We start from the raw sequence: 25,598 nt of genomic DNA, 5'->3' as shown, positions 1-25,598 counted from the left end.
AAATGCGGCCCGCAAAATTACGGCCGCATCTGAGGGTTATCTATGGTTCATTGTATTTAGTAAGTATATGACTCTATTTCTTAATCCAGTGCATCATTTCACGCAGCTGGCTGCCGACCACTTCTACCGGATGAGCGGCTTCGTTGCGGCGGGTAGCGGTCAGGAAGGCACGGCCGGATTGGTTCTCAAGGATAAAGTCGCGGGCGAATTTACCTTGCTGAATATCGGACAGTACTTCTTTCATTGCTTTCTTGGTCTCAGCAGTAATGATGCGTGGTCCAGTTACATAGTCACCGTATTCCGCAGTGTTACTGATGGAATCGCGCATGCTGGACAATCCGCCTTCATATACCATGTCAACGATCAGCTTCAGCTCATGCAAGCACTCGAAGTAAGCCATCTCAGGAGCATATCCGGCTTCAGTCAATGTCTCGAAGCCAGCCTTGATCAGTTCGGACACACCGCCGCAGAGGACAGCCTGTTCACCGAACAGATCCGTTTCCGTCTCTTCACGGAACGAGGTCTCGATCACTCCGGCACGGGTACAGCCGATGCCTTTGGCATACGCCAGACCGATAGCCTGTGCATTGCCGGTTGCATCTTGCTCAATAGCGATCAGGCCGGGAACGCCGAAGCCTTCCACATAAGTACGGCGAACCATGTGTCCCGGGGATTTAGGAGCTACCAGCAGCACATCGGCATCCTTAGGAGCTACGATTTGGCCGAAATGTACGTTGAAGCCGTGGGAGAACATCAGAGCCGCACCATTCTTAAGGTTCGGTTCGATATCGTTCTTATATACAGAGGCCTGTGTTTCGTCCGGCATCAGGATCTGCACCACATCTGCACGGGATACCGCTTCTGCTACAGACAATACTTCAAAACCGTCATTCTTGGCAGCTTCGAACGATTTGCCTTCACGCAGTCCGATTATCACCTGAAGACCACTGTCACGCAGGTTCTGTGCCTGGGCATGTCCTTGGCTACCGTACCCGATTACCGCAATTGTCTTTCCTTTCAATACGCTAAGCTCTGCATCCTGTTCATAGTACGTTGTAACTGCCATTGTCAAAATCCTCCTTTAATTTGGGACCCATCGTAAAGAGCGGGTGCTTCAAAAACACGTTGCATATTAGTCTTACTATATAATGACGTGTTCCTCAAGCCCCCGCTCTTTCGCGGGCAAGTCTAAGCGAATATCAATAAATTAATGCACGCAAGCAGTAATTCGTTAAAGCTGTAAAATGTGACGATCAGGCATTCCCGCGAATCATCGCCGTGACTCCGGTCCGGGACAGCTCCTTAATACCATAAGGCTTCAGCAGCTCGATCATTGCATCAATCTTGGTGGTATCCCCAACTACCTGTACAAGCAGGCTGGTTGAGCCAATATCTACTACAGATGCACGGAAGGTTTCGACGACGCCCATAATCTCCGGCCGTTCTGACGGCTCTGCCTTCACCTTAATCAACGCCAGCTCCCGGGCTACCATTGGTTTTGCGCCCAGATCCACCACCTTGATTACATCGATCAGCTTGTACAGCTGCTTCTCAATCTGCTCCAGGGTATGCTGGTCACCCAAGGTTACAATTACCATCCGGGACAATCCGACCTCTTCGGATTGTCCTACCGTAATACTCTCAATATTGAAGCCGCGGCGGCCGAATAATCCGGATACCCGCTGCAGCACACCAGGCTGGTCATTTACGAGCACAGCAATCGTATGTCTCATCACTGTTATTCATCCCCCATCAGCATTTGATCAATGGTAGAGCCTTGAGTTACCATCGGGTAGACATTCTCATCCTTTGGAACAACGAATTCTACCAGGACGGGTCCAGGTGTTTCCATGGCTTCTTTCCAGGCCGCGCCGGCTTCTTCCTTGTTGGTTGCCCGCAGTCCCTTCACACCGTAAGCTTCAGCCAGCTTTACAAAATCCGGACTTCCCGCGAGATCAGTATAGCTGTAACGCTTCTCATAGATCAGGTTCTGCCACTGGCGGACCATTCCGAGCACCTGATTGTTGATGACAACAATTTTGACCGGAATCTTATTGATCGCACAGATGGCAAGCTCCTGGGAACACATCTGCATTCCGCCGTCACCATTAATGGAGACTACGAGCCGCTGCGGATGGGCCATTTGCGCCCCAATCGCCGACGGGAAACCGAAGCCCATAGTTCCAAGGCCCCCCGAAGTAATCCATGAACGCGGATGGTTGAACTTGTAATATTGGGCAGCCCACATCTGATGCTGGCCTACGTCTGTAGTCACAATCGCTTCACCATTAGTGGTGTCATTAATCATCTGGATAACCCATTGGGGCTTCAGCTCTGTCTCCGAATCCTTGTAGCGATACGGCTGGTCCAGCTTCCACTGGGCAATCTGTGTTCTCCAGGCATCGGCCTTCGAGGCGCGCTTCACATCCGGGATCAGCATTTCCAGAACAGTCTTCACATCGCCGACAATGGGGATATCAGTTGCAACATTCTTGCCGATCTCGGCCGGATCAATATCGATATGCACGATCTTCGCTTTGGGAGCGAAGCCGTCCAGCTTGCCGGTTACGCGGTCATCGAACCGGGCACCGATGTTAATCAGCAGATCGCATTGCTGAATGGCATTATTGGCTGTGTACGTGCCGTGCATCCCCGGCATTCCCATCCATAACTCTTCGCCGCTCGGGTAACACCCCAAGCCCAGCAATGTAGTTGTAATTGGAATCTCCGTGCGTTTCACGAATTCATACATAGACTCATGCGCTCCAGAGTATATGACTCCGCCGCCTGCAATAATAATCGGACGCTCCGCTGCATCGATAGCCTTCACCAGCTTATCCAGCTGCAGCTTATTGGGAACCGTGCGCGGATTGTAGCCGCGAAGGTTAACCCCCTGCTGTTCTGCCGGAGTGAACAATGTCATCGCCGCCGATACATCCTTCGGAATATCGATCAGTACCGGACCCTTACGTCCTGTATTCGCAATATGGAAGGCTTCATGAATAATACGCGGCAGGTCCTCAACATCCCGTACCAGATAGCTGTGCTTCGTAATCGGCATCGTAATCCCGGTAATATCCGCTTCCTGGAAAGCATCTGTACCAATCAGGCTGGAGAATACGTTACCGGTGATGACCACCAGCGGAACCGAATCCATAAAAGCTGTAGCGATTCCCGTCACCAGATTGGTTGCTCCCGGACCTGAAGTGGCAATACATACGCCAACCTTACCGCTTGCTCTGGCATACCCGTCGGCCGCATGGATCGCTCCCTGCTCATGGCGGGTCAGAATATGGTTGAAATCGTCAAATCCATACAGAGCATCATAGATATAGAGTACAGCCCCGCCGGGATATCCAAATACAGTATCTACACCTTCCAGTACAAGACTGCGCAAGAGGACTTCGGAACCCGAAACCACCTCTGGATTTTTCCATTTCTCACGTAACTGCTCTATCGACCGCACTTCTTCCGGTAATTGCGCGCTCATCAGTATTCCTCCCTTCGATCATTCACATGCATTATTCAAATGACAGGACGCCCTTATCAACAACCCTTAATATTAGCGAACAGGCCCTATTTTCTCCCTATTCAACAAAAAAACCTTTCGCCTCCCACGCGCAGAAGAAGCGCGTGAGGGACGAAAGGTTTAGCTTCCGTGGTACCACCCATGTTTGCATTACATCTCGCGATGAAATGCCTTATCAGGATACAAAAATCCATCGATGTAGGCAGGGCCCAAATCTTCGTAACCTGAAGTCCCTAACGCGGACCAAACGATTCCCCCTAATAATTCCACCGCTCTTGCTGATGGACCTTTCAGGGAAACAGCTCCGAGGTGAGCTCGTATATAAGGGATTCTGGTGGAGGTTGCAGCAATTCCTCTCACTCTCTGAACAAAAGAGCCCTTAAAACTTCGTCCTCATCATTGCCGATACATGTATGCTCGTTAAATGTTTAGACACATTATATGATTCCTCACACGGTTAGTCAATACCCCTCTGCGAGTTATACCTTAAATTCTTCATAAAATCTTGTTCTATTCTTGCCGGAACGCCCACACCACCCGGGGCATATGATGTACGACAATGCGTGGAAAGGGGGCAATATTTATGATTCGTTACCGCAGACCCAGGCAGGATGACACGATTATTTATGACTTGATTGAAAAGCAGCTTGTCCCGTTATCTCATCTTCCGCAGACGATCATTAATCAGGTCAGGAAGGATCTGCCCCGCCGCCTGGGACAGGGAGTCACACTTGTTGCTTGTCCCGACTACGAAAGCGATCCGCTGGGGTTCGTGCATTTTCTGCTGCATGGCGATTTGTTATACATTGATATGCTCGCTATTGCCCCGGGAGCAAGGCGTAAACGCTACGGTAATATGCTCATGGACAGGGCAGAGCGGTTTGCACTATCCCGTGCATGCCATAGAGCGAAGGTCTCCGTAGATACCGGAAATACCGCTGGCCTGGCCTTTTATGAAAAACTGGGCTACAGCGTAGCCCGTTATCAACCGCAAAATTACTGCTATGAGCTTGAGAAACAGTTCCGTTGATGGAGCAGGCAAGCTCTAAGACTTAAAAGAAGCCAATCGGCGGAATGCCATAACCAGGACCGGGGCCATAGCCTCCATAAGGGCCGGGAACAGGACCATGGCCATAACCATAACCGCCCCCGTAAGGAGCCCCGCCGCCATAGCCGTAGCCATAACCTCCGCCGTAACCGTAAGGAGCCGTACCGATGGCCAGCAAATCAAACAACACAAGTGGAATCAATGCCTTGGTTTGTACTTTTTTACTACTGATACGCTGCAAGATCAGCCGGTTGCCTGAGATGCGGACCAGTTTTCCCGTCACCTTGGACCCGTCTTTTTTTACCGCCACGATATGTTTACCGATCAGCTTTCTCACTTGTTGTTTAGTAACCGGGTGAGTCATAATATCCCTCCTGTAATTGTTTCTTAACAGTCTATTCGCCTCACCCGGTATTTGCCTGTACATCCGCCCTCCTCAGGGCTTGAAGTATCCGCAGCTGCTGCCTGCAAATTTTCAAAAAAAAGCGCATTTCCGGAATCCGGAAATGCGCTCTGTTCAGTACTTAGTATGGTATTGCTGATGGCCTAGCGTTTGCTAGGATCGTAAGGCTCACCAAGCGCCTTGGGCGCCGAGGAACGGCCCACTGCACTCACCAGTACGATAATGGTTAACACATAAGGAATCATGAAGATGAACTCTTGCGGAATGCTCTTGGACCATTCAAACAATTGTACATAGTTGCGGATCGCCTGGGAGAAGCCGAAGAATACAGCTGCACCGAACGCACCAAGCGGGTTCCACTTCCCGAAGATCATCGCTGCAATGGCAATGAAGCCTTGACCCGAGATCGTATTATGGGCAAACGTACCGGTAGTGGTCAACGTAATGGTGGCTCCGCCGATACCTGCCAGCAGTCCGCTCAGCATGACGCCGATATATCTCATCTTGTTAACGTTGACCCCCAGGGTGTCAGCCGCACTCGGATGTTCACCAACCGCGCGCAGCCGGAGCCCAAACGGAGTTTTGAACAGGACGAAATAAATGACGATTACTAATATAATCGCTAAATAGGTGGTGGGGTATGAGTTGAATATCCCTTCTCCGATAACCGGAATCTTGGAGAGTCCAGGAATTGCCATTTTACTGAAGCCGTCGATCAGCGGAGTTTCGCCTGAGCCTTCGAAGAACAGCTTAACCATGTACAAGGTGCTGCCTGCGGCCAGGAAGTTAATAACCGTACCGCTTATCGTCTGGTCAGCCTTGAAGGTAATCGCAGCTACTGCATGGATCAGTGAACCGATTACGCCTACAGCCATGGCACAAAGCACACCGACCCAAGGAGCCCATTCGCCCATGCCTGCATCTTGAGCATAATAACCGCCTACGGCAGCTGCAAAGGCACCAAACATCATCAAGCCTTCAAGCCCGATGTTCACGACACCGGATCGTTCAGAGAAGATGCCGCCGAGGGAGGCAAATATTAGCGCTGTGGAAAAAACAAGCGTCGTATTGAGCAGTTGGCCTAAGACTACGAAGTCCATCTATAACACCTTCTCTTTCTTGCGCTTGAAGTAAAACGGTTTGAGCACCCAGCGTACAATGCCTTGCGCAGCGATGAAGAATATAATCGAACCGATTACAATACGGATCAGCTCCGGCGGCACATCCGCACCAAAGCTCATGCCTGCCGAGCCATAGGTCAGCGTGCCGTATAGAATGGCAGCAAGAATGACACCCAGCGGATGGGTCAGTCCGAGCAGGGCAACAGCGATACCGTCGAATCCATAACCGGGTGAAGCTGCGAATACCGATTGATAATGGAATACGCCCAGTACTTCACCAGCGCCTGCGAGGCCTGCGAACACGCCGCTGATGAACATGGCCTTCACTACATTACGTCCAACATTCATTCCTGCATACTCAGCAGCATGCGGATTTAAGCCTACTGCACGCATTTCGTAACCCTGCTTGGTCTTCCACAGATAGACATAGAAGAAGGTGGCTGCCGCCAGAGCAATCACAGTTCCCCAGTGCAAGCGGGCATTATCAAAGGTGGAGAAGAGGAAGGTCATGGAGAGAGAAGCCGGATTATCCTCCGACCGGTTCTGCCCCTGCAGAAGCAGGAAGGTCCGGACAATATAATTCGACAGGAAGAGCGCAATCCAGTTCAACATGATCGTTGTAATAACTTCATTAATTCCGCGCTTGGCCTTCAGATATCCGGCAATACCGGCCCATAGCCCGCCGCATACAGCAGCCGCTATGACCGCAAGCGGGACTAACAGGAAGGAAGGCAATACCCCGCCAAGCTTAATGCCGACAACAGACGCAGCCGTCATCCCGATCATGACCTGTCCGTCCGCACCGATGTTGAACATCCCTGAGCGGAAGGCAAAGGCTACGGCCAGACCCGTCAGCATCAGCGGAGTCATCTCGCGGATCGCCTCACCGAAATCGTATGGGCTGCCGAACACACGCTTGAACAGCGCAGAGTAGGCGGCGATAGGATCGTAACCGCCAAACAGCATGACAATAGCACCCACCAGGAAGCCCAATAGAATCGCTACAAGCGGAACGATATAGCTGTCTGTTGCGAATATTTTCCGGAGTCTAGACATCCGCATGACCTCCCCGCTTCAAACTGCCCGCCATCATCAGACCCAGTTCCTGGTCATTCGTATCCTGCGGGAATACTTCTCCGACAATCTGGCCTTCATAAATAACGGCAATCCGGTCAGACACATTCATGATTTCATCCAATTCAAAAGAAATAAGCAACACAGCCTTGCCTTGGTCCCGCTGGGCAATAAGCTGCTTTTGTACAAATTCAATCGCCCCGACATCCAGACCGCGTGTTGGCTGTGCGGCAATCAGAAGAGTCGGATTCTTGTCTATTTCCCGCGCAATAATCGCTTTTTGTTGATTACCGCCGGATAAGGAACGGGCTTTGTTCTCTATGGACGGTGTACGCACATCGAACTGCCTTACCAGGTCTTCGGCATGCTTGTTAATGACATCTGTGTTCAAGAATCCATTTTGGTTGTACGGACTCTTATAATACGTCTCCAAAACCATGTTCTCACTTACAGTGAAATCCAGCACCAGACCATGCTTGTGACGGTCCTCCGGAATATGGGAGACATTCATTTCAGATACCTTACGCGGTGACAGATTGGCAATCTCCTTACCGGAGACCTGGATCGAACCTGAATCAATCTTACGTAGCCCGGTTATGGCCTGAATCAGCTCACTTTGGCCGTTACCGTCCACACCGGCGATTCCGAGAATCTCACCCGCCTTCACTTCAAAGCTCAAGTTATTCAGCACAGGCACGCCATCCTTGCTCTTGCTGCTGACATTAGACAGCTTCAGGATGGTCTCGCCAATATGCGGTGTCTGCTTGTCCACTTTGAACGTAACTCCGCGTCCGACCATCTTCTCGGCCAGCTCATTCGGATTGGTACCGGCAGTCTTCACCGTATCAATCACCTTGCCGCGGCGGATAATCGTGACACGGTCGGAAATCTGCATAATTTCCTTCAGCTTATGCGTGATCAGAATAATGGATTTACCTTCAGCAACGAGCCGCTTCATAATCGCCATCAGTTCCGTAATTTCCTGCGGCGTAAGTACAGCGGTAGGCTCGTCGAATATAAGTATATCCGCTCCGCGGTACAGGGTTTTCATAATTTCTACCCGTTGCTGCATGCCTACCGAAATGTCATGAATTTTGGCATTTGGATTGACTTGGAGCCCGTACTGCTCAGATAGCTTACGAACCTGCTCCGCAGCGGATTTATAGTCAATTTTAAGACCTTTCTTCGGTTCCATGCCCAGAACAATGTTCTCGGTGACCGTAAAAGGATCAACAAGCTTGAAATGCTGGTGAACCATACCAATGCCAAGCTCAATAGCTTTATTGGGGTTATCAATAATAACCGGTTTCCCGTCGATTTCGATGCTGCCTTCATCGGGCTGGTACAGTCCGAATACGATATTCATCAAGGTCGATTTGCCTGCCCCGTTCTCACCAAGCAGCGCATGGATCTCCCCTTTTTCCAGCGTCAGACTAATAGAGTCGTTCGCAACGATACCGGGAAAGCGTTTTGTGATTTGCTTCAACTCTACGACAGGAGCCGCAGCACTCATGGAATCACCCTCATCACAGAATATATATAATATTGCCTTTTAGACACGGCTGTACCGCCCCACACAAGGACGGTACAGTTGTGATTGTCTATAACAGATGCTGACAGAGAACAAGGCCAGTACTTGAACCGGCCCTGCTTCGTCGTTATGCTAAATCGGGTAAAGCTGAAGCAATGAATTACTCGGCAGGAACAACGATTGTTCCATCAATGATTTGCTTGCTGTATTCGTCAACCTTAGCCAGAATATCTGCGCTAACGTTAGCTTTGGATGTTTCAGGAAGGCCTACACCGTTGTCTTTCAGACTAAGAACAGTTGTAGTACCGCCTTTGAAAGTACCATCAACAACCTGCTGGGAAACCTTCTTAACCGCTTCGTCAACACGTTTGATCATGGAAGTCAGGGTTACATCATCGCCAAATTCCAGAGACTGGTCTTTGTCAACGCCGATAACCCATACTTTAGTACCGCCGGCTTTGTTGCGGGATTTCGCTTCGTTGAATACGCCGTTGCCTGTCGCGCCTGCAGCAGGGAAGATAATGTCGTTGCCGGCATCATACAGTGTTGCAGCCAGGGATTTACCAGTATCAGGCTTGTCATAAGCGCCAGCATAAGTGATAGTTACTTTTGCATTAGGGTTAACTGCTTCTACGCCTGCTTTGAAGCCCACTTCGAAACGCTTGATAACCGGGCTTTCCATACCGCCGATGAAGCCTACTTTGTTGGTTTTGGTTGTCATACCTGCAACTACACCTACCAGGAAGGAGCCTTCATTCTCGGCAAAGGTTACAGATTCAACGTTAGGGGCATCTACTACACTGTCGATGATCGCAAGGTTAGCATTCGGGTTCTCTTTGGCAACCTTCAGCACTGCATCGCCAAGGTCGAAGCCGATTCCCCAAGTCAGATCATAGCCGCCTTTAACGAACTGGTTAAGGTTAGGCTCGTAATCTGCATTGGATTTACTCTGAAGATATTTGATCTCAGCGCCGAAATCCTTTTCCATAGCCTGCAGTGCTTCCCAAGAAGACTGGTTAAAGGACTTATCGTTAACTCCGCCTACGTCAGTTACAAGGCCCAGCTTGACAGCCTTAGGAGCCTCAGTTTGTGCCGGCGCTTCTGTTGCAGCTGCGTCTGTTGGTGCATTAGTTGCTGTTCCAGCATTGGAGCCGGAATTAGCGCTGTTATTGTTACCGCATCCTGCCAGAATGACAGTGAAGGCCATAACCATAACCAAAGATAGTTGGTAAAACTTCTTCATCGAAAGTGATCCCCCTTAGTAAATTGGATGTCTTCTGTGTTCTGCTTTGGACATACCATTAGTACAAATTATACCTGCAAAAAAAGCTAAAATCCAGTCTATTAATGACCTCAGGTCAATAATAATTTGCATTTTTCAACAAGAAATCGCTTACCATGACGCGATATGTTACTTTTGTGTCTGTTATATGTTAGAAAACCTCAAAATGTAGCTTATGGCTCCAAGTGCATTAACATTATTATTGCACAGGGAAGGCTTTTCTATTATCATGTATGATTACATCTTGTACGCAAAGGGAGTTACTGAAAATGGAACAAGAACACACACCACAAGCTGCACCTGACTTCAAATACTGTCATGAATCCCGCGTATTTAAAACCGGCCGTGTCTTCCCGAATGATGTCAACAATCACAAGACACTGTTCGGCGGCAAGCTGATGAGTACCATTGATGAAGTGGCCTCTATCTCCGCCATGCGCCATTGCCGGGTCAACGTGGTAACGGCTTCGGCTGACTCTGTAGACTTCCTCCTGCCGATCCGGCCGACGGATTCCGTCTGCTTCGAATCCTTTGTCTCCTGGACAGGCCGCACCAGCATTGAGGTGTTCGTCAAGATCATCTCCGAGAATCTATACACAGGCGAACGCGCCGTTGCTGCTACTTCCTTCCTGACCTTCGTAGCCATGAATGAAGACGGCACTACAGCTCCTGTTCCAGCCATCGTGGCCCAGACCGACGAAGAGAAGCTGATCTGCCAGTCAGCGGACGAGCGGTCCGCCCTGCGCAAGCTGAGACGTTCCAGCAGCAAGAAACTCGCTTCACTGCTTAGTACAACGAAATACTGGGAATAGCCGTCCATCCGGCGGTTCCCGCCGCGCAAAAAAGCACCGTCACACGGGAGAACCCGCAGGCGGTGCTTTTCGGTTTATAGCATCTTACGCGTTGATCTTCTCTTTGGCAACAACAGCCAGGGAGTTGAAGGCGTTCAGATCATTCACTGCCAGATCAGCCAGCATCTTACGGTTCACTTCTACACCAGCCAATTTCAGGCCGTATACAAGCTTGCTGTAAGACAGACCGTTCAAACGGGCTGCAGCATTGATACGAACGATCCACAGTCTGCGGAAGTTACGTTTCGTCTGACGACGGTCACGGTATGCGTAAACCATCGATTTCATTACTTGCTCTTTAGCTGTTTTGAAAATGCGGTGCTTGGAACCGAAGTAACCCTTTGCCAGCTTCAATACTTTTTTATGTCTACGACGAACTACAAATCCGCCTTTAACTCTTGCCATATTAATAAACCTCCCAAAAATGTGTGATTAACTATTTCAAGTTAGCGAGTCCTTGTTTCAAACGTCTTACATCCCCAGGGGCCATTACCGGATTGCCGTTCAATACGCGTTTTGCACGTTTCGATTTGTGGGACAGCAAGTGGTTCTTGTGAGCTTTGTAACGCAATACTTTACCAGTTCCAGTGATCTTGAAGCGGCCTTTCAGGCTGCTATGTGTTTTCATTTTAGGCATGGTGTTTCCTCCTTGAATATTATGCGGCGCCAGATTGCTATGCAAGTGACTCCAGGATTATTGGGGCTTCGGAGCCAGAATCATAATCATGCTGCGGCCTTCCAGCTTAGGCTGGCGCTCTACAACAGCAATTTCTTCTACTTCGCTCTTCACGCGCTCCAGGATCTTCTGGCCGATACTAGCGTGGGTAATCTCACGGCCGCGGAAACGGACGGAGCACTTCACTTTATCGCCTTCGCCCAGGAACTTAATTACATTGCGGAACTTGGTCTGATAATCATGTTCCTCAATGTTTGCACGGAACCAGACTTCCTTGAGATCCACGATCTTCTGGTTCTTGCGGGCTTCCTTCTCTTTCTTCTGCGTTTCATAACGGAACTTGCCGTAATCCATGATGCGGCATACCGGCGGCTTCGCCTGCGGTGCTACGTTGACTAAATCCAGATTAAGATCGATCGCCATTTGTAACGCCTCGCGGATCGGCTTGATCCCGATTTGTTCACCCTCTGCTCCGACCAGCCGAACCTCTTTGGCACGAATTTCATCATTGATCATATGTTCCTTACTGATAATCCTCCACCTCCGAATAATTTTCAGATAATATATTACGGTTCTCCATAAAAAAGGGATGCCGGTAATTCCCCGACACCCCGTTTGATCAACGTTCATGAATTGTAACCATTCATAAAGCATTGAGATCAAAACCAGCAGGCTGTTAGCCAGTCAGGTGAGAAGCCGGTGCTTCTGCTTGCAATCCCTATGTTTTGCACACTTGAATACTATACATCATCAGACCTAAGGTGTCAACACCTTCTGAAATTATTAATTTACAGTGCGGATTATGAAACCTGCTTGCTCTGTACTTCTTCCAGCCGGACTACGCGCGTATGCTTGGTATGACTCCACTGCTTGTTGTTCTGCGTGAAGAACGCATAAAACGTAATGGGATACCACGAGAGCAGGTAGACCGGGAATACCAGCAGGTACAGATAGACCTTCTTGAACTTCACCCGTTCCAGCGCCATAGCCAGCAGGAAGGTCAGAATGTTCGCGCCTACGGCAAAATACCCGAGCCACAGTGGCAGATGTCCGTAAATATTCGCAATATGCGGACCGTCGAACACAGCATTATCCACAAACATTACGGCAGTCATCAGGAACGTAAGCAACACAATGTATACGTTCGCTCCGTACAGTGCCAGGTCGAACTTGGTCAGGCTGCGCTCCTTGATCCCCTGCCACAGCAGCGGGAAGAAGTAACGGCGGGCCACGGTGAAATGTCCCTGCATCCAGCGCAGACGCTGTCTGGAGGAAGCCTTGAAGGTAAGCGGCTTCTCATCGAATACTTTGGCATCATAATTAAATCTTGGATATACGCCCTTGGAGGCGCTGCGCATGGTGAATTCCAAATCCTCCACCAGACTGGTTGCGCCCCAGCCCATTTCCTTCAGCAGGTTCGTCTCGAAGCACATGCCTGTTCCGCCGAGGAAGTTGGCCATCTTCAGATTATGGCGTGACAGCTGCCACAGCCGGTTGATGTACCAATAGGATACTCCGTAAGCAGCCGTGATCCAGGAATCCTCCGGGTTCTTCGTATCGATGTACCCTTGAATGACCCGTCCGCCTGAACACAGATCGTTGTTCATCTCTGTCAGGAACTCTGTATGCGCAAGGTTATCGGCATCGAACATGACAACAGCGTCATACTGGCGGGGCAACGCCCACAGCTCCTTCAGCATCCACTCAATGGCATAGCCTTTACCGCGCAGGTTACTGTTAGTACGTACACAGGCATTCATGCCGTGCTCCCGTACAATCGCAGCTGTATTGTCCGTGCAATTGTCGCAGATGACAAATACATCGTACAGTTCCTGGGGATAATTAAGCTGCTTCAGGTTTTCCATCAGTGCGCCGACCACTTCTTCTTCGTTATGCGCGGCAACCAGTACAGCAAATGACTTCTGCGGCGCATGCTTAACCTTATTCTTATTCTTGCGCAATCCAAACAGTGAGAATCCAAACTGATAAACTGCAATTGCCGCCAAGATCACTTGGAGCGAAACAAATAATGCGTCTGTCATGATCTTTTGATGCCCCCTTTTTCCAAGTCTAGATGTTTTTCTCTCTCTGGCTTGTTAACGTTCTATCTGACCCTTTTGTTTCATCCCTTACTGTAGACTTAGGAATTTCCCCTTAGTTTCGGGCAGGATTCCGATTGTATTATGTCACGTTACACAAGATATGAATAAGGATTCCAGTGTACTGGCTGGCTCCTTATTTCTCTGTTACCTTATAAACGCGATCTTCCTGCTTGAATCATTGTAGTCGCTTTGGGGCTCACAAGTCAAAAGAGACATTTTTCGAGCGGACCCGAGCTTTTTCTTGAACGGGCTACCTTAAAAAAGTATGATAAAGACAGCTTCAGGCCGTGAAATCTGCTGCTTAAGCTGCGCCAGAACTCTTTTAGCCGGACTATCGGAGGGACATGATATGAGACCTTTATTCAAGAAACTGCATCTCCTGGAGCAGCGGGTGTTTCAATGGATTAACGGACGGATGCACAATCCGTTTCTGAACTTCTGGCTCTTCTACCTCACTCATCTCGGAGGTGCAACAAGTGCGATCGGCATCAATCTTCTGGTCTGGGCAGTATGCCCGCAGCCATGGAGAACTACAGGGCTGCAAGCGCTGGCCGCGCTGGCGATAAGCCATGTGCCCGTCGCTATCGCCAAAAAGCTCTACCCGCGCCTGCGGCCTTATCTTGCCCTGCCGGACACCAATACGTTCCGTAATCCGCTTAAGGATCATTCTTTTCCTTCAGGCCATACGACTGCTATCTTCGCCTCAACGGTTCCTTATATGATAGCCTACCCTGTCCTGACTGCGGTTCTGCTTCCTCTGGCCTGCACAGTCGGCTTCTCCCGGATCTACCTCGGGCTGCATTATCCGTCTGATGTCCTGGCTGGAGCGGTCATTGGGTCTGGAGTCGCAGCCGGTACGCTTGCCCTTTGGATATGATGCCTGAGGGGCGTCCGGCCAGTGAATACCTCTAGGGAACAGGTGAACTATACATTGCGCAAAAAAAGAATATTATTGCTGTCGGAGGGCTTCGGTGCCGGGCATACGCAGGCTGCATATGCGCTGTCGAGCAGCCTGCGGAAGCTGTCTCCGGAGGTGCAGACCAAGGTGCTGGAGCTGGGGAGCTTCCTGAATCCCAAGATGGCCCCGCTCATTGTCTCGGCCTACCGCAAGACGGTCACCTCCCAGCCCCGGCTGATGGGCTATGTGTACCGTCACCAGAAATCATTCAATCGTCTTACCACACTTGCCCTGCACCACTTGTTTTATACGCATGCCCAAAATATTGTGAAGCAGCTGAAGCCGGACATTATCGTGTGTACCCACTTCATTCCCGGTGCTGTTATCTCACGCCTGAAACGGCTTAACCCGCCGCTCAAGGCCCCGCTGATTACGGTCATTACGGATTATGACGCCCATGCCAGCTGGATCAGCCCGCAGGTCGACCGCTATCTGGTATCCACCCCCGAGGTCAAGGCGAAGCTGCGCCGCTGGGGCGTTGCCGCCCTCAAAGTCCGGGTAACCGGCATCCCTGTGCACCCGAGCTTCTGGGAGCAGCACGGCCGGGAAGACATTCAAGAGCAGTTCAAGTTGTTGAATATTCCAACGGTCATGGTTATGGGCGGTGGATGGGGCATGATGAATGACGAAGTAGTGAACGCGGCTCTGGCCGGATGGCGGGACAAGGTGCAGATTGTGTTCTGCCTCGGCCAGAACGACAAGCTGCTGCAGGAGATGCAGCAAGACCCGCAGTTCAGGCATCCCAACATCAGGCTACTGGGCTTCACCCGGGAGATTGACAAGCTGATGGAGGTTTCCGACCTGCTGGTCACCAAACCGGGCGGCATGACCTGCAGCGAAGGCTTGGCCAAGGGCATTCCGATGCTCTTCCACTCACCGCTGCCGGGCCAGGAAGAAGAGAACTGCCGTTACTTCACTGCCGCCGGCTTGGGGGAGCCGATCAGCTCTCTCGATGTAGTTGACCGGTGGATGAAGCGGCTGCTGAATGATTACGGGAATGTCCGCGCGGCGCGCAAGGCCCATCTGGAGGCTATCTCCAGGTACAACCCGCTGCAAAGCGCCCAAAGCATTATTGATATGCTGGATAAACCGCGCGCAGAACAGGGAAAGTAGAGAACTCAAGTTGGAACGCAAAAGGCAGTCCGGTATGAACGAGCCGGACTGCCTTTTGCTGTAATAACCGGTAATCCAGCCTAGAGCCGGTACTTGTCCAGACGGGTGGCCTGATATTGCTTCAGCGCCTCATCTCCGACAATCGCTTCGCAGCGGTGAATGTTCACGCCGCGGCCATAGAACTTGGTCTCATATTCGGTCATTACATGCTCTTCGTTGATCACGCCGCCCTCATGCAGGTCAAGGGAAATATTCTTCATCTGCAGACCGTAGTCCGCAAAGGCATTTAACGAGAATTCAAACAGGCTGCGGGAATCCGTCTTCAAATGAATCTCGCCGAGCGGACTGAGCAGTCCGCGGTATTTATCCAGAAAACGCGGATGGGTCAGACGGCGGCGGGCATGCTTGCTTTTCGGCCAGGGATCACTGAAGTTGAGATAGATCCGTTCCAGCTCCCCCGGAGCGAACACTTCCTCCGCGTAATCGATATTGGCCAGGGCCACTCTCACGTTCGGCGGCGTCTCTTCACCTGCCGGCTCCCATACATTCCGGGCCTTCTCGGCGGCGCGCCGCACCAGCTCGTCATACATATCCACGCCGATGAAATTAATCTCCGGGTATTTGAAGCTCATTTGACTGATAAACTGCCCCTTGCCCATTCCAAATTCCACATGAATCGGATGGTCATTGCCGAACAATTCGGACCAGCGCCCCTTCAGGCTGCGTGGTTCCAGGATGACCAGATCGGTCTGCTCCTCAAGACTTTCACGTATTCCTTTTCTTCCGCGTAAACGCATAGGTATTCCTCCGCTTATCTCTTATTGCCTTATCTTTGAATAGGATAAATGCCACTTGCAATATTGTGCCGAACTTACCGGCAAAAGTAAAGGGATTTCAGCAAAAGAAAAGGAACTTCCGTCCCGCCCCTGTTAGGACTGGTCGAAAGTTCCGTGCGTGTTGTATCTGCATTACCGGCCCGCCGTTCAGCGGACTGCCATTTATTTATCGAACTCGAAGGTCTTCTCGAACGCATTGCGGATCTTCCGCTGCGCTTCTGTCTTGATCTTGTGGTTGCCGTTGAATTCTACGCCTGTCAGGGCGAGAGCTTCATCGGGAGTCAGCTGCACATCAATCGAACCTTTGTTATCAGCAAATACCGTTGGAGAATTCATCGTTATCACCTCTAAGGTTTAGTATGGACCGGACGACACGAAATTATGAATTCAAGCATATGATTGTGGTTGCTGCAGCGGCTTTTTTAACACTTTAAATATAACATAATGTGTAAGCATTTTCAAGCCAAATGGCGGTAATTCACAGCCTATTTTCAGTTTTTTTTCGGCGGATTTCCGGGAGGGATTGTTACGTTCATCACGGATTTTTGATACAATGGGAAGGTTAATGAAAGGAGCTGCACATGTCTAATCTTCAACAGGCCTCCTCTCCGCTTCTGTGGGGGGATAAACGGTTCCATACCTGGAACTACGAAATGCGCGGGCAGATGGATACCAAGGTGTTCAAGGTCATGCTCGATGCGGGCTTCACCTGTCCGAACCGTGACGGTACCATCGCCAAAGGAGGCTGTACGTTCTGCAGTGCCAGAGGGTCAGGCGATTTCGCCGGAAGCCGCCGGGATGATCTGGTCACCCAATTCAACCATATCCGCGACCGCCAGCATCAGAAATGGCCGAATGCCAAATATATCGGCTACTTCCAGGCCTATACCAATACGTATGCTCCCGTCGAGGAGCTAAGGGAATATTATGAAGTCATTCTGCAGCAGCCCGGGGTTGTCGGCCTGGCCATTGCCACCCGGCCGGACTGCCTCCCGGATGATGTAGTCGAGTATCTCGCGGAGCTGAACCAGCGCACGTATCTATGGGTGGAGATGGGGCTTCAGACCATTCATCAGTCTACCTCGGATCTGATTAACCGCGCACATGATACCGCCTGCTATACTGAAGCTGTTGCCAAGCTCCGGCGGCACGGCATCCGTGTGTGTACCCACATCATTCACGGGCTTCCGCAGGAAACGCATGAGATGATGCTGGAGACTGTAGCTGCTGTAGCTAATATGGGGGTTCAGGGAATCAAAATCCACCTGCTTCACCTCATGCGCAAAACGCCGATGGTGAAGCAGTACGAAGCCGGGCTGCTGAGGTTCCTGGAGCAGGATGAGTATGTGAAGCTCATCGCCGATTCGCTGGAAATTCTGCCGCCGGACATGATTGTCCACCGTTTGACCGGCGATGCCCCGCGCGATGCTCTGATCGGCCCGATGTGGAGCCTCAAGAAGTGGGAAGTGCTGAATGCCATTGACCAGGAACTGGTTGCCAGGGACACCTGGCAGGGTAAGTACTGGAGGAAGGGCTGATGGGCTTCCTCTCTGTCCTTAGCTTCGCCCATAAGCTGACCGCTGAGCGGCTCTCGCCGGGCGGACGGGCTATCGACGCCACCCTGGGCACCGGCGCCGACACCCTGTTCCTCGCCAGGGCGGCCGGGCCGCGCGGCGGGGTGTACGGGTTCGACATCCAGCCGCAGGCGCTGGCTCTTGCCGGCGAGCGCCTGCGGCTGGCCCGGGAGGAAGCGCCTGCTGCGCTGGCTCCCGTGACGCTGCTGCAGCAGAGCCATGCAGCTATGGCTGAAGCCGTTCCGCCCACTTGGCGCGGAACGGTCTCGGCGGTGATGTTCAACCTCGGCTATCTGCCTGCGGGCGATGCCGATAAGACCATCATCACCGAACCGGCAAGCACGCTGGCCGCGCTGGAGGCGGCGCTCGCGCTGCTTCGCCCGGGCGGGATCATCACGGCCGTGCTGTATCCCGGCCACGAAGGCGGCGGCAGCGAAGCCGCCGCTGTCGAAGCCTGGGCCGCCGGACTGGCCCAGCACGACGCGCAGACCATCGTGTACCGGCAGCTTCAGCGCGAGTCTGCACCGTATGTTGTAGCTGTAGAGAAGAGACAAAGGGGCTAACACCTGAAGACAGTGAGCCCCTTGTAACTGAAGATCATCTTATTATCAGGAAGGAAGATGTTGTAATGACGAAACCATATCCTCTGAAATTTCAGCCGGAGTTCAAAGAACGTGTCTGGGGAGGCCGGGCGCTGGAGAAATTCGGCCTGGATCTGCCGGAAGGCCATATCGGCGAAGGCTGGATGATTGCCGATCATCCGAACGGCACCTCCTCTGTAGTCAACGGCGAGCTGGCCGGACAAGGCCTGGATGCCATCCGTGAGCAGTTCGGGCACGAGTGGTTCGGGAGCAAGGGAATTACGGAAGAAGGCGGACGATTCCCGCTGCTGATCAAGCTGCTGGATTGCAACGATAACCTCTCCGTACAGGTTCACCCTACGGATGATTATGCCGGACTTCCCAAGGGAGAGCTGGGCAAAACCGAAATGTGGTACGTACTGGACGCCAAGCCAGGCGCCAAAATCATCTATGGTCTGAAGGAAGGCGTCACCCGCGAGATGCTGAAGGACGCGCTGGAGAACGGAACGGTTATGGACAGCCTGCAGGAAGTGACTGTAGCTGCCGGTGACTCCTTCTATATCCCTGCCGGGACTGTACATGCATTGTGTGCAGGAGTCGTTGTAGCAGAGATCCAGCAAAACTCTGACACTACATACCGGATTTACGATTATGACCGTCCGGGTCTGGACGGGAAGCCGCGCGAGCTGCATATCGAGGATTCCCTGAATGTGACTGCCTATAAGGGAGCAGGCGCGACTTCGATGAAGACAGATGGTGCTGTGGCCGGGGAATGGCTTAGAATTGCTTCCTCGCCTTATTTTATTGTGGAAAAAGGAATCGTCTCCGGTGAATGGCAGCTCGCCACTACGGATGACAGCTTCACCATTCTGGTGATCTGTGAGGGCAGCGGCCATCTGATCTGGGAGGGCGGCTCCCAGCCATATGCAGCGGGCGAATGCTATCTGCTTCCGTCCAGCCTCGGCGCTTACAGTATTGAAGGACAATCTACAGTGCTGCGCTCTTATCTGCCTTAAGCAGCCGGACTGCGTTTCACTTGGATCAGAAGCAACAGGTACTCTTTACGCTAGGAATGCTGAATTTCACTTTCAGGAGGACAGGCGATGACTGAGAACACTTTTACCATGACTGATCCCTTAGATGTCAAAATCCATGTCTATGAATGGCTGCCGGACGCGGGAACGGAGATCCGGGGGATTGTGCAGATTGCACACGGTATGTGTGAGACGGCTGGGCGGTATGCCCGGTTCGCCTCGGCGCTCACCGCAGCCGGTTATGCTGTGTATGCCAATGACCACCGGGGACATGGCCTTACCGCCGGCAGAGTCAACCTGCTCGGCGACAGCGGGGAGAACGGCTTCTACTGGATGCGGCGCAATCTCCTTCAGCTTGCAGAGCTCGCCTGCTCCCGGCATGAGCACGTGCCTATCTTCCTGTTCGCGCACAGCATGGGCTCATTTCTGGCTCAGAAGCTGATGTGCGAGGAAGGCCACGAGATCTACAGCGGCTTCATCCTCAGCGGCACCAACGGTCCCCGGGGTATGCTGCGGCTGGCAGAGTCCCTGTCGAATGTGCAGTTAAGGCTCCAGGGAGACCACCACCGCAGCGTGTTGCTGAACGGAATTGTATTTGGCGCATATAACCGCTCCTTTTCTCCGGTCCGGACGGCTTTTGACTGGCTCAGCAGCGACCCGGAGGAGGTGGACCACTTCATTGCCGACCCGTACTGCGGGGCGATCTGCACCACCCGCTTCTTCCGGGATTTCTTCCATATGCTGCGGGAGCTGCATACCAGGTCCACACTTCAGCACTTGTGCAGCGACAAGCCGGTCTACCTGTTCGCGGGCGAGAAGGACCCTGTGGGGATGAACGGCCAGGGGGTGATACGTCTGGCTGAGTTATACCGGAAGCAGGGGCTTCAGGATGTGGAATGCAAGCTGTATCCGGGAGGCCGGCATGAGATGCTGAACGAGGTCAACCGGGACGAGGTCACGGCCGATGTGCTGGACTGGCTCGCCCGCCACCTGCCTGCCGAATCCATGCGGCTTCAGCCTACGGCAGATTAGTTTTTACAGTCCCCACCAGGTTCAATGGCGTAGAACACAATGTATGCTGTTTTTCACATACATTTGTCCATATACCTACTTATGAGCACAATGTATGCTGTTTTTCACATATATTCTGGCCGTGTGCCTGCTTGCGAGCATAATGTATGCTGTTTTTCACATACATTTGGTCCATATACCTACTTATGAGCACAATGTATGCTGTTTTTCACATACATTTGGTCCATATGCCTTGCACCAGCCATTGTATTCGGTTGTAAGCACCGTCCTTTTAAAGGGCGGTACCGTTTCAGAGGGAAATATAAGGATAAGTTGTCGTGTGAAAAATAGAAATTCTATATTCAAAAGAGAGGCACTCCGTCAGGTAAGGGATGCCTCTCTTTGAATTGTGCGGGTTAAGAACCCGCTGGGTGATTGCGCCAAGCGACAAGCTTCTCCTTCAAAACTTGCTTATAGGCCTGGAGCGCATACGTAGAATTATTTACTTTTGTCTTATTCATACTTAACAGGTTGTATATGTTTTCTTCCAGCTTGCTTCTGCTCTTAAGTACCTCCAGCGTACCTTCTAAACCCCGGTGTCCCTGTCTCAAGCCACACCCCTGTGCGGTGTAGTACCGGATGAACCCTTCCGACCATTCAAGAGGTCTTTCGCGGACAGCTTTGCGGAAAGCCAGCTCCAGATCGTCCTGTTCAATCACAATCAGCAGCGGGTTCAATGGCTTAATAATGGCCTCCAGCTCCTGAATGTAGCTTATCATGTACTCCTCGGCTGCATCATGCCTGATCATCCCCATAGTCACAGGATTCTGAATAAAACAGCAATCAAACACATACGTATCCGGCCCCCGTAAGGCACTCTCCGTAAACTGCCTCCACCTTGCTGTAATCAGCTTCCTGTGCTGAGCCAGCGGCAGTTCATATACATCCTTCCGGGTCAATCTGTCCATCCATTCCTTCGGAAGGAGAGGACCGTATTCATTTATTATTTTCAGGTATCCGACCAGATAATTGTTGTCTTGACAGGTAGTGTGCGCACTTAATACTTCCCCCGGAATCCCACTGGTTCTGAACATCTCATCATATTCTGCTAGGGTAAGGCAAGCTATGCCCTCATAATCAGCGGGATGATCCAGATTCCCTTCCAGGACAAGCTGAGCGCCCATATTCATCTCCGTAAGAATTTCGTAAACCAGCTGTGCCGCTGTGGACTTCCCGAAGCCGGGCAGACCCTCGATTAAGACTAATTTCGGTTGTTTCATATATCGTTCCCCCATTCACTCATTAGGAGGATAGGCAGGTTAAGAGCCATAGAGATGCTATTTCCGGCAACAAAAAAAGATACCCTTAGATATCCGCAGAAGTCGGTATACGAACCATTCACCCTGCATACCCTGTAAGTCGACAGAAAGGCATGCCTAATAGCATAGTGATCTCCACTATTGCCGGCCCATCCTTCAGTTCATTCACACTTACAGAGTAATCCACATGATAGTGTTTATGCTCCTTTACTGGCATCTCTTTATTGATCGTAACACTGGAGAAGGATAAATACAATTAGGTGTTCATTCTAGTATACTCACTGATTGAGGCATGTGGAATTTCTGCTTTTTCTCCTACCAAGGAACCACTGTAAGCTCCGGCCATTTGGACCTCCATTTCTGCGTCTTCGCTTCGTAGATCTTCTCGCTGATCAGTGCTTTGTTGGGCCGTAGAATTAATTGAAATAAATCCTCCAGACCAAATGGGGCATAAATCTTCCATTCACCGTTTAGCTCAAGCCTTGCTCCCAGTGAGGTCACCGTAGTCGGCCAGCTGTCAATTGCTGCTTCCAGGGAGAGGTAGGGGTTAATCTCCACACCGAACTTCTGGGGGTACCACAGATGGACCCTAGCCTGATTTTTGAGATCGACTGGAAGGACAATACCGTCAAAAAGCTCCCTGCCCTTCGCAACCATCTCATCCTCAGCAGCGTAGCTCAGATCCGATGAATCGTAGTAAATAAAATCGATGTCACTGATTCCGTATCCCGGCGACCGTCCGGTAAGTTCATTCCACACTGTTTGCACCAGGCATCCTGCGCCAATGTAGTAAGGAACTGGAGCCAATCCTTGGGCACGCTTGAAAATATCCATTAGCAGTGTATCGCGGGTAAATAGCTCCATAAGACGGTTATGCAGTACGTCCCCCTCATACATCAGCAGAAGCCTCAACAGGCTCAGAGGATAGCCCATATTGCAAAATCAGCTGTGTTCCTTTGTTTCCGCTCCGCCGCAGACCATGATCCTGAAATCCGGCCCGGAGATATAGCTGACTGGCGGCGGTATTGCGTTCATTCACAGCCAGCACAATTTGCCGGGATTCAGGGTAGTAGCGGCGGACAAGATCCGGCAGCAGCAACATCGCTGCTTTAGCGAACCCACGGCCCTGGCTGGCATGGTCCATAAGGAAAGCGCGCAGCAGAACTGCATCGGCATAGTCTGGAAAGAAATCGGCCATGCCCTCACCAGTGTGGAGGATGAAGAAGCCCACAGCCCGTTCTCCGCAGGCAATGACCACTCCCTCCTTACCGGCATCTTCCTTGATATCCTGAAGCGTCTCCTCCGGCAGTCCAGTGAACTGCAACTGCTCCGCTGGAAGCTTAAAGCCAAGTAACTGGTCCTTGAATTGCTCCCCATGCTCGTCACCGTACCTAAACAATGATATGTGTTGCTCCTGACTCAACGGTATGCCCCCCATAGGTAACTAACTCAGAAGTCTTCTTTCCGCAAAAGTTCAGTTTGCGCAGGTTATCGGTCCACGTGCCCACGCGGCGCCGAATGTGATCGGTTTTTCGATTACATTTGGCCGATGCCCGGATGAGATCAGGTTACTCTTCCCTACAAAGGCAGCGTATAATACTGCGCCCGCTGGCTCTCATCCTGCTGATACAGGACGACCAGCAGCGTGCGGCCTTCGCTTGCCCCAGGGTGCGGATCGCTATGGGCCGCCGCTGGCACACCACCGGCCACTGCTGCCACAGAAGGCAGAAGATCTGCCTCAGCAGCAGCCACGCCTCCCGCTCCAGCTCGCCCGCGTTCTGCCGGGGCCGATGCTGTAACCGCCGCGTGTATCTCCCCACCGTCCCTGTTCCCGGCTTCAGCCTGCGCACCCGCCTCAGCGTCAAGCTCCCCGTCATAGCGCAGTCCGCTGATCGAGTCCAGCACCGGCGCAAGCCGGAACGGCAGCTCGTCGAGCACGATGAACTTCTGGAGCTCCCGCTCGCTAAGTCCGGCTTCCGCCAGCTTGGCCGAGATCAGCTCCGGCTGACTGGCGATCTGCTTCAGGTGCTTCGCCCACTCTGCTTTATCAAGCACATCGTCCCACCAGATCTTGCGGGGCTTGTACTTGTGGGCGAGGAAGTAGTCCAGCTTCATCAGGCCGGTGACAATGTCCATCGAGGCCGTGCCCCGGTCCGTCAGGAAGTCATGCAGCCGGGTGAACAGATCCTCCAGCTGATGCCCGATCTTCTGCCAGCCCCGCTCTTCCCAGTAGTCCCCGAACTCTTGGAAGAAGTCGAACGGGGACAGGAAGACATGGCGGATCAGGTACTTGACCGAATGAGCCAGCCGCTGGCTATTCCAGTACTTCTCCAGTACATCCTCCAGCCGCTTAAGCCGGATAATATCGGCGAACGGCATGACATGGCTGCTGAGAATTTCGTATGGCGCATGCTCCATATACGTGTAGTCGTATTTGGCAGCCTGGGCGCGCAGCCCGGTGCCGCGCAGCATTTTGAGGAAACCTAATTGCAGCTCCTCCGGCTCCATGGCGAAGACGTCATTGAAGGTCTTGCGGAAGGTGGCGTAATCCTCCATCGGCAGTCCGGCGATCAGATCAAGATGCTGGTCGATGTTGCCGCTGGCCTTGATCTTCATCACCGTGCGCGACAGCTTAGTGAAGTTCTGGCGGCGCTTGACCAGCTCATTGGTCTCATCATTCGTCGACTGGACGCCGATCTCGAAGCGGAAAACGCCCGGAGGGGCGTTCTGCGCCAGGAAATCCAGCACCTCGGGACGCATAATATCGGCGGTAATTTCGAACTGGAACACGCAGCCCTGATGATTATCGATCAGGAACTGGAACATCTCCATCGCATAATTGCGGTTGATATTGAACGTGCGGTCCAGGAACTTAATGACCTTGGCACCGCCCTCAATCAGATAGAGCAGATCAGACTTCACCCGTTCGATATCATAATAACGCACGCCCACCTCAATGCTGGACAGGCAGAACTGGCAATTGAAGGGACATCCCCGGCTTGTCTCAAAATAAACGATACGCTTGCTCAGCTCCGGCAGATCCTCCGCGAAGCGGTGTGGGGTCGGCAGGGTGTTCAGATCGCTTTTGGGACGGGGAGGATTGACGATCAGCTCTTCCCCCTTGCGGTAAGCCGCACCGTATACGAAATGGTACTTATGTTCGTCCCGGATCTCCTGCAGCAGATGGTGGAAGGTCTCTTCCCCGTCACCGTTCACAACGAAGTCCACTCCGGCCTCCCGCTTCATCCAGTAGAGCGGCTCATAGGATACCTCCGGCCCGCCCAGCACGATCTTGACCTCCGGCATGACCTGCTTGAGAATTCCGACCAGCTTGATGGTCTCCTCGATGTTCCAGATGTAACAGGAGAAGCCAATCACATCCGGCTGCTTCTGAAAAAGGTCAGACACGATGTTCATCGCGGGATCTTTGATGGTATATTCCGCCAAAAGGATATCCTTGAACTCATGCTCGCTATACGCCTTCAGCAGCCGGATCGCAAGCGAAGTATGAATATATTTGGCATTTAATGTGGCCAGGATGATTCTCATGCCTTA

At 51.9% G+C, this 25,598-nt stretch carries 26 protein-coding genes; 8 read left to right on the top strand and 18 right to left on the bottom strand.

Features of this window, described 5'->3' with window-relative positions:
• Positions 1-73: 73 nt before the first annotated feature.
• From ilvC to ilvB, 3 genes are all read right to left on the bottom strand, one after another.
• Positions 74-1,066, bottom strand: coding sequence for a ketol-acid reductoisomerase (ilvC, locus tag NSS83_RS26920; protein ID WP_341187467.1), 993 nt, complete (start codon positions 1,064-1,066; stop codon positions 74-76).
• A gap of 187 nt (positions 1,067-1,253) precedes the next feature.
• Complete coding sequence (gene ilvN, locus NSS83_RS26915; RefSeq protein WP_036696181.1) at positions 1,254-1,733, bottom strand: acetolactate synthase small subunit; 480 nt, start codon at positions 1,731-1,733, stop codon at positions 1,254-1,256.
• A gap of 5 nt (positions 1,734-1,738) precedes the next feature.
• Complete coding sequence (gene ilvB / locus NSS83_RS26910) at positions 1,739-3,490, bottom strand: biosynthetic-type acetolactate synthase large subunit (protein WP_341187466.1); 1,752 nt, start codon at positions 3,488-3,490, stop codon at positions 1,739-1,741.
• A 622-nt stretch (positions 3,491-4,112) separates the two neighbouring features.
• On the opposite strand from ilvB, the gene NSS83_RS26905 reads away from it, so the two are divergent.
• Complete coding sequence (locus tag NSS83_RS26905) at positions 4,113-4,559, top strand: GNAT family N-acetyltransferase (RefSeq protein ID WP_341187465.1); 447 nt, start codon at positions 4,113-4,115, stop codon at positions 4,557-4,559.
• A 22-nt stretch (positions 4,560-4,581) separates the two neighbouring features.
• On the opposite strand, the gene NSS83_RS26900 is transcribed toward NSS83_RS26905, so the two are convergent.
• The 5 genes from NSS83_RS26900 to NSS83_RS26880 all read right to left on the bottom strand — a co-directional run bounded on the left by NSS83_RS26900 (position 4,582) and on the right by NSS83_RS26880 (position 9,949).
• Entirely contained in the window at positions 4,582-4,941 is a 360-nt protein-coding gene (locus tag NSS83_RS26900) for a hypothetical protein (RefSeq protein ID WP_341187464.1), read from the bottom strand.
• Positions 4,942-5,123: 182 nt separating this feature from the next.
• The gene (locus NSS83_RS26895) at positions 5,124-6,080 is read right to left on the bottom strand and encodes an ABC transporter permease (protein ID WP_341187463.1); all 957 of its coding nucleotides are present in this window, start codon (positions 6,078-6,080) and stop codon (positions 5,124-5,126) included.
• Positions 6,081-7,157 carry an ABC transporter permease gene (locus NSS83_RS26890; RefSeq protein ID WP_341187462.1) on the bottom strand — a complete coding sequence of 359 codons (1,077 nt, stop codon included), beginning with the start codon at positions 7,155-7,157 and terminating at the stop codon, positions 6,081-6,083. It abuts the gene before it with no gap.
• Positions 7,150-8,688: an ABC transporter ATP-binding protein gene (locus tag NSS83_RS26885; RefSeq protein ID WP_341187461.1), complete on the bottom strand. Its 1,539-nt coding sequence runs from the start codon at positions 8,686-8,688 to the stop codon at positions 7,150-7,152. Before NSS83_RS26885 ends, NSS83_RS26890 begins: the two co-directional genes overlap by 8 nt.
• 178 nt (positions 8,689-8,866) lie before the next feature.
• A complete protein-coding gene (locus tag NSS83_RS26880) occupies positions 8,867-9,949 on the bottom strand; it encodes a BMP family ABC transporter substrate-binding protein (RefSeq protein ID WP_341187460.1) in 1,083 nt (360 codons plus the stop codon).
• A 308-nt stretch (positions 9,950-10,257) separates the two neighbouring features.
• Here NSS83_RS26880 and NSS83_RS26875 point away from each other — a divergent pair, with 308 nt between their 5' ends.
• Positions 10,258-10,800, top strand: a complete 543-nt coding sequence (locus NSS83_RS26875; protein WP_036696107.1) for an acyl-CoA thioesterase — start codon at positions 10,258-10,260, stop codon at positions 10,798-10,800.
• 84 nt (positions 10,801-10,884) lie between these two features.
• Here the strand turns inward: NSS83_RS26875 and rplT are convergent, their stop codons facing one another.
• The 4 genes from rplT to NSS83_RS26855 all read right to left on the bottom strand — a co-directional run bounded on the left by rplT (position 10,885) and on the right by NSS83_RS26855 (position 13,557).
• A complete protein-coding gene (rplT, locus tag NSS83_RS26870) occupies positions 10,885-11,244 on the bottom strand; it encodes a 50S ribosomal protein L20 (RefSeq protein ID WP_036649386.1) in 360 nt (119 codons plus the stop codon).
• Between the two features lie 31 nt (positions 11,245-11,275).
• Positions 11,276-11,476 (bottom strand): 50S ribosomal protein L35, encoded by a 201-nt coding sequence (rpmI, locus tag NSS83_RS26865; protein ID WP_036696104.1) that lies wholly within the window; start codon positions 11,474-11,476, stop codon positions 11,276-11,278.
• 57 nt (positions 11,477-11,533) lie between these two features.
• Positions 11,534-12,031: a translation initiation factor IF-3 gene (infC, locus tag NSS83_RS26860; RefSeq protein ID WP_036696103.1), complete on the bottom strand. Its 498-nt coding sequence runs from the start codon at positions 12,029-12,031 to the stop codon at positions 11,534-11,536.
• A 284-nt stretch (positions 12,032-12,315) separates the two neighbouring features.
• Positions 12,316-13,557, bottom strand: coding sequence for a glycosyltransferase family 2 protein (locus NSS83_RS26855; protein WP_341187459.1), 1,242 nt, complete (start codon positions 13,555-13,557; stop codon positions 12,316-12,318).
• Positions 13,558-13,966: 409 nt separating this feature from the next.
• Between NSS83_RS26855 and NSS83_RS26850 the strand changes: the two genes are divergently transcribed.
• Positions 13,967-14,494: a phosphatase PAP2 family protein gene (locus NSS83_RS26850; RefSeq protein WP_036696099.1), complete on the top strand. Its 528-nt coding sequence runs from the start codon at positions 13,967-13,969 to the stop codon at positions 14,492-14,494.
• A 54-nt stretch (positions 14,495-14,548) separates the two neighbouring features.
• Positions 14,549-15,688, top strand: a complete 1,140-nt coding sequence (locus NSS83_RS26845) for a glycosyltransferase (RefSeq protein ID WP_341188085.1) — start codon at positions 14,549-14,551, stop codon at positions 15,686-15,688.
• 80 nt (positions 15,689-15,768) lie between these two features.
• Here the strand turns inward: NSS83_RS26845 and trmB are convergent, their stop codons facing one another.
• Both trmB and NSS83_RS26835 read right to left on the bottom strand, forming a co-directional pair.
• On the bottom strand, positions 15,769-16,485 hold the full coding sequence (trmB, locus tag NSS83_RS26840) for a tRNA (guanosine(46)-N7)-methyltransferase TrmB (protein WP_076160578.1): 717 nt from the start codon (positions 16,483-16,485) through the stop codon (positions 15,769-15,771).
• 201 nt (positions 16,486-16,686) lie between these two features.
• Positions 16,687-16,860 carry a hypothetical protein gene (locus NSS83_RS26835; RefSeq protein WP_179090500.1) on the bottom strand — a complete coding sequence of 58 codons (174 nt, stop codon included), beginning with the start codon at positions 16,858-16,860 and terminating at the stop codon, positions 16,687-16,689.
• A gap of 245 nt (positions 16,861-17,105) precedes the next feature.
• On the opposite strand from NSS83_RS26835, the gene NSS83_RS26830 reads away from it, so the two are divergent.
• The 4 genes from NSS83_RS26830 to NSS83_RS26815 all read left to right on the top strand — a co-directional run bounded on the left by NSS83_RS26830 (position 17,106) and on the right by NSS83_RS26815 (position 20,745).
• The gene (locus NSS83_RS26830; protein ID WP_341187458.1) at positions 17,106-18,062 is read left to right on the top strand and encodes a TIGR01212 family radical SAM protein; all 957 of its coding nucleotides are present in this window, start codon (positions 17,106-17,108) and stop codon (positions 18,060-18,062) included.
• Complete coding sequence (locus NSS83_RS26825; protein ID WP_341346876.1) at positions 18,062-18,661, top strand: class I SAM-dependent methyltransferase; 600 nt, start codon at positions 18,062-18,064, stop codon at positions 18,659-18,661. The genes NSS83_RS26830 and NSS83_RS26825 overlap by 1 nt, the downstream gene beginning before the upstream one ends.
• A gap of 65 nt (positions 18,662-18,726) precedes the next feature.
• On the top strand, positions 18,727-19,695 hold the full coding sequence (locus tag NSS83_RS26820) for a type I phosphomannose isomerase catalytic subunit (protein ID WP_341187456.1): 969 nt from the start codon (positions 18,727-18,729) through the stop codon (positions 19,693-19,695).
• Between the two features lie 87 nt (positions 19,696-19,782).
• Positions 19,783-20,745, top strand: coding sequence for an alpha/beta hydrolase (locus tag NSS83_RS26815; protein WP_341346875.1), 963 nt, complete (start codon positions 19,783-19,785; stop codon positions 20,743-20,745).
• A gap of 395 nt (positions 20,746-21,140) precedes the next feature.
• Here the strand turns inward: NSS83_RS26815 and NSS83_RS26810 are convergent, their stop codons facing one another.
• The 4 genes from NSS83_RS26810 to NSS83_RS26795 all read right to left on the bottom strand — a co-directional run bounded on the left by NSS83_RS26810 (position 21,141) and on the right by NSS83_RS26795 (position 25,592).
• A complete protein-coding gene (locus NSS83_RS26810) occupies positions 21,141-22,004 on the bottom strand; it encodes a hypothetical protein (protein ID WP_341187454.1) in 864 nt (287 codons plus the stop codon).
• 354 nt (positions 22,005-22,358) lie between these two features.
• Positions 22,359-22,940 (bottom strand): nucleotidyltransferase family protein, encoded by a 582-nt coding sequence (locus NSS83_RS26805; protein ID WP_341346874.1) that lies wholly within the window; start codon positions 22,938-22,940, stop codon positions 22,359-22,361.
• Positions 22,933-23,442: a GNAT family protein gene (locus NSS83_RS26800; protein ID WP_341187452.1), complete on the bottom strand. Its 510-nt coding sequence runs from the start codon at positions 23,440-23,442 to the stop codon at positions 22,933-22,935. Before NSS83_RS26800 ends, NSS83_RS26805 begins: the two co-directional genes overlap by 8 nt.
• A gap of 179 nt (positions 23,443-23,621) precedes the next feature.
• Positions 23,622-25,592, bottom strand: a complete 1,971-nt coding sequence (locus NSS83_RS26795) for a B12-binding domain-containing radical SAM protein (protein ID WP_341346873.1) — start codon at positions 25,590-25,592, stop codon at positions 23,622-23,624.
• Positions 25,593-25,598: the final 6 nt, after the last annotated feature.

Source organism: Paenibacillus sp. FSL H3-0469, from assembly GCF_038051945.1.
Lineage (GTDB): Bacteria > Bacillota > Bacilli > Paenibacillales > Paenibacillaceae > Paenibacillus_AQ.
Note: the sequence above shows the minus strand (reverse complement) of the source record. Positions and strands in the feature narration are given on the sequence as shown.

Excerpts from the sequence above, each read along its gene's own strand:
- NSS83_RS26810 (WP_341187454.1), bottom strand. The coding sequence starts at position 22,004 with ATGAAACAACCGAAATTAGTCTTAATCGAGGGTCTGCCCGGCTTCGGG.
- NSS83_RS26875 (WP_036696107.1), top strand. The coding sequence starts at position 10,258 with ATGGAACAAGAACACACACCACAAGCTGCACCTGACTTCAAATACTGT.
- NSS83_RS26820 (WP_341187456.1), top strand. The coding sequence starts at position 18,727 with ATGACGAAACCATATCCTCTGAAATTTCAGCCGGAGTTCAAAGAACGT.
- NSS83_RS26905 (WP_341187465.1), top strand. The coding sequence starts at position 4,113 with ATGATTCGTTACCGCAGACCCAGGCAGGATGACACGATTATTTATGAC.
- rpmI (WP_036696104.1), bottom strand. The coding sequence starts at position 11,476 with ATGCCTAAAATGAAAACACATAGCAGCCTGAAAGGCCGCTTCAAGATC.
- infC (WP_036696103.1), bottom strand. The coding sequence starts at position 12,031 with ATGATCAATGATGAAATTCGTGCCAAAGAGGTTCGGCTGGTCGGAGCA.
- NSS83_RS26890 (WP_341187462.1), bottom strand. The coding sequence starts at position 7,157 with ATGTCTAGACTCCGGAAAATATTCGCAACAGACAGCTATATCGTTCCG.
- ilvN (WP_036696181.1), bottom strand. The coding sequence starts at position 1,733 with ATGAGACATACGATTGCTGTGCTCGTAAATGACCAGCCTGGTGTGCTG.
- NSS83_RS26815 (WP_341346875.1), top strand. The coding sequence starts at position 19,783 with ATGACTGAGAACACTTTTACCATGACTGATCCCTTAGATGTCAAAATC.
- NSS83_RS26900 (WP_341187464.1), bottom strand. The coding sequence starts at position 4,941 with ATGACTCACCCGGTTACTAAACAACAAGTGAGAAAGCTGATCGGTAAA.
- NSS83_RS26830 (WP_341187458.1), top strand. The coding sequence starts at position 17,106 with ATGTCTAATCTTCAACAGGCCTCCTCTCCGCTTCTGTGGGGGGATAAA.
- rplT (WP_036649386.1), bottom strand. The coding sequence starts at position 11,244 with ATGGCAAGAGTTAAAGGCGGATTTGTAGTTCGTCGTAGACATAAAAAA.
- NSS83_RS26795 (WP_341346873.1), bottom strand. The coding sequence starts at position 25,592 with ATGAGAATCATCCTGGCCACATTAAATGCCAAATATATTCATACTTCG.
- NSS83_RS26835 (WP_179090500.1), bottom strand. The coding sequence starts at position 16,860 with ATGAATTCTCCAACGGTATTTGCTGATAACAAAGGTTCGATTGATGTG.
- NSS83_RS26850 (WP_036696099.1), top strand. The coding sequence starts at position 13,967 with ATGAGACCTTTATTCAAGAAACTGCATCTCCTGGAGCAGCGGGTGTTT.
- NSS83_RS26825 (WP_341346876.1), top strand. The coding sequence starts at position 18,062 with ATGGGCTTCCTCTCTGTCCTTAGCTTCGCCCATAAGCTGACCGCTGAG.
- trmB (WP_076160578.1), bottom strand. The coding sequence starts at position 16,485 with ATGCGTTTACGCGGAAGAAAAGGAATACGTGAAAGTCTTGAGGAGCAG.
- ilvC (WP_341187467.1), bottom strand. The coding sequence starts at position 1,066 with ATGGCAGTTACAACGTACTATGAACAGGATGCAGAGCTTAGCGTATTG.
- NSS83_RS26880 (WP_341187460.1), bottom strand. The coding sequence starts at position 9,949 with ATGAAGAAGTTTTACCAACTATCTTTGGTTATGGTTATGGCCTTCACT.
- NSS83_RS26885 (WP_341187461.1), bottom strand. The coding sequence starts at position 8,688 with ATGAGTGCTGCGGCTCCTGTCGTAGAGTTGAAGCAAATCACAAAACGC.
- ilvB (WP_341187466.1), bottom strand. The coding sequence starts at position 3,490 with ATGAGCGCGCAATTACCGGAAGAAGTGCGGTCGATAGAGCAGTTACGT.
- NSS83_RS26895 (WP_341187463.1), bottom strand. The coding sequence starts at position 6,080 with ATGGACTTCGTAGTCTTAGGCCAACTGCTCAATACGACGCTTGTTTTT.
- NSS83_RS26805 (WP_341346874.1), bottom strand. The coding sequence starts at position 22,940 with ATGTATGAGGGGGACGTACTGCATAACCGTCTTATGGAGCTATTTACC.
- NSS83_RS26855 (WP_341187459.1), bottom strand. The coding sequence starts at position 13,557 with ATGACAGACGCATTATTTGTTTCGCTCCAAGTGATCTTGGCGGCAATT.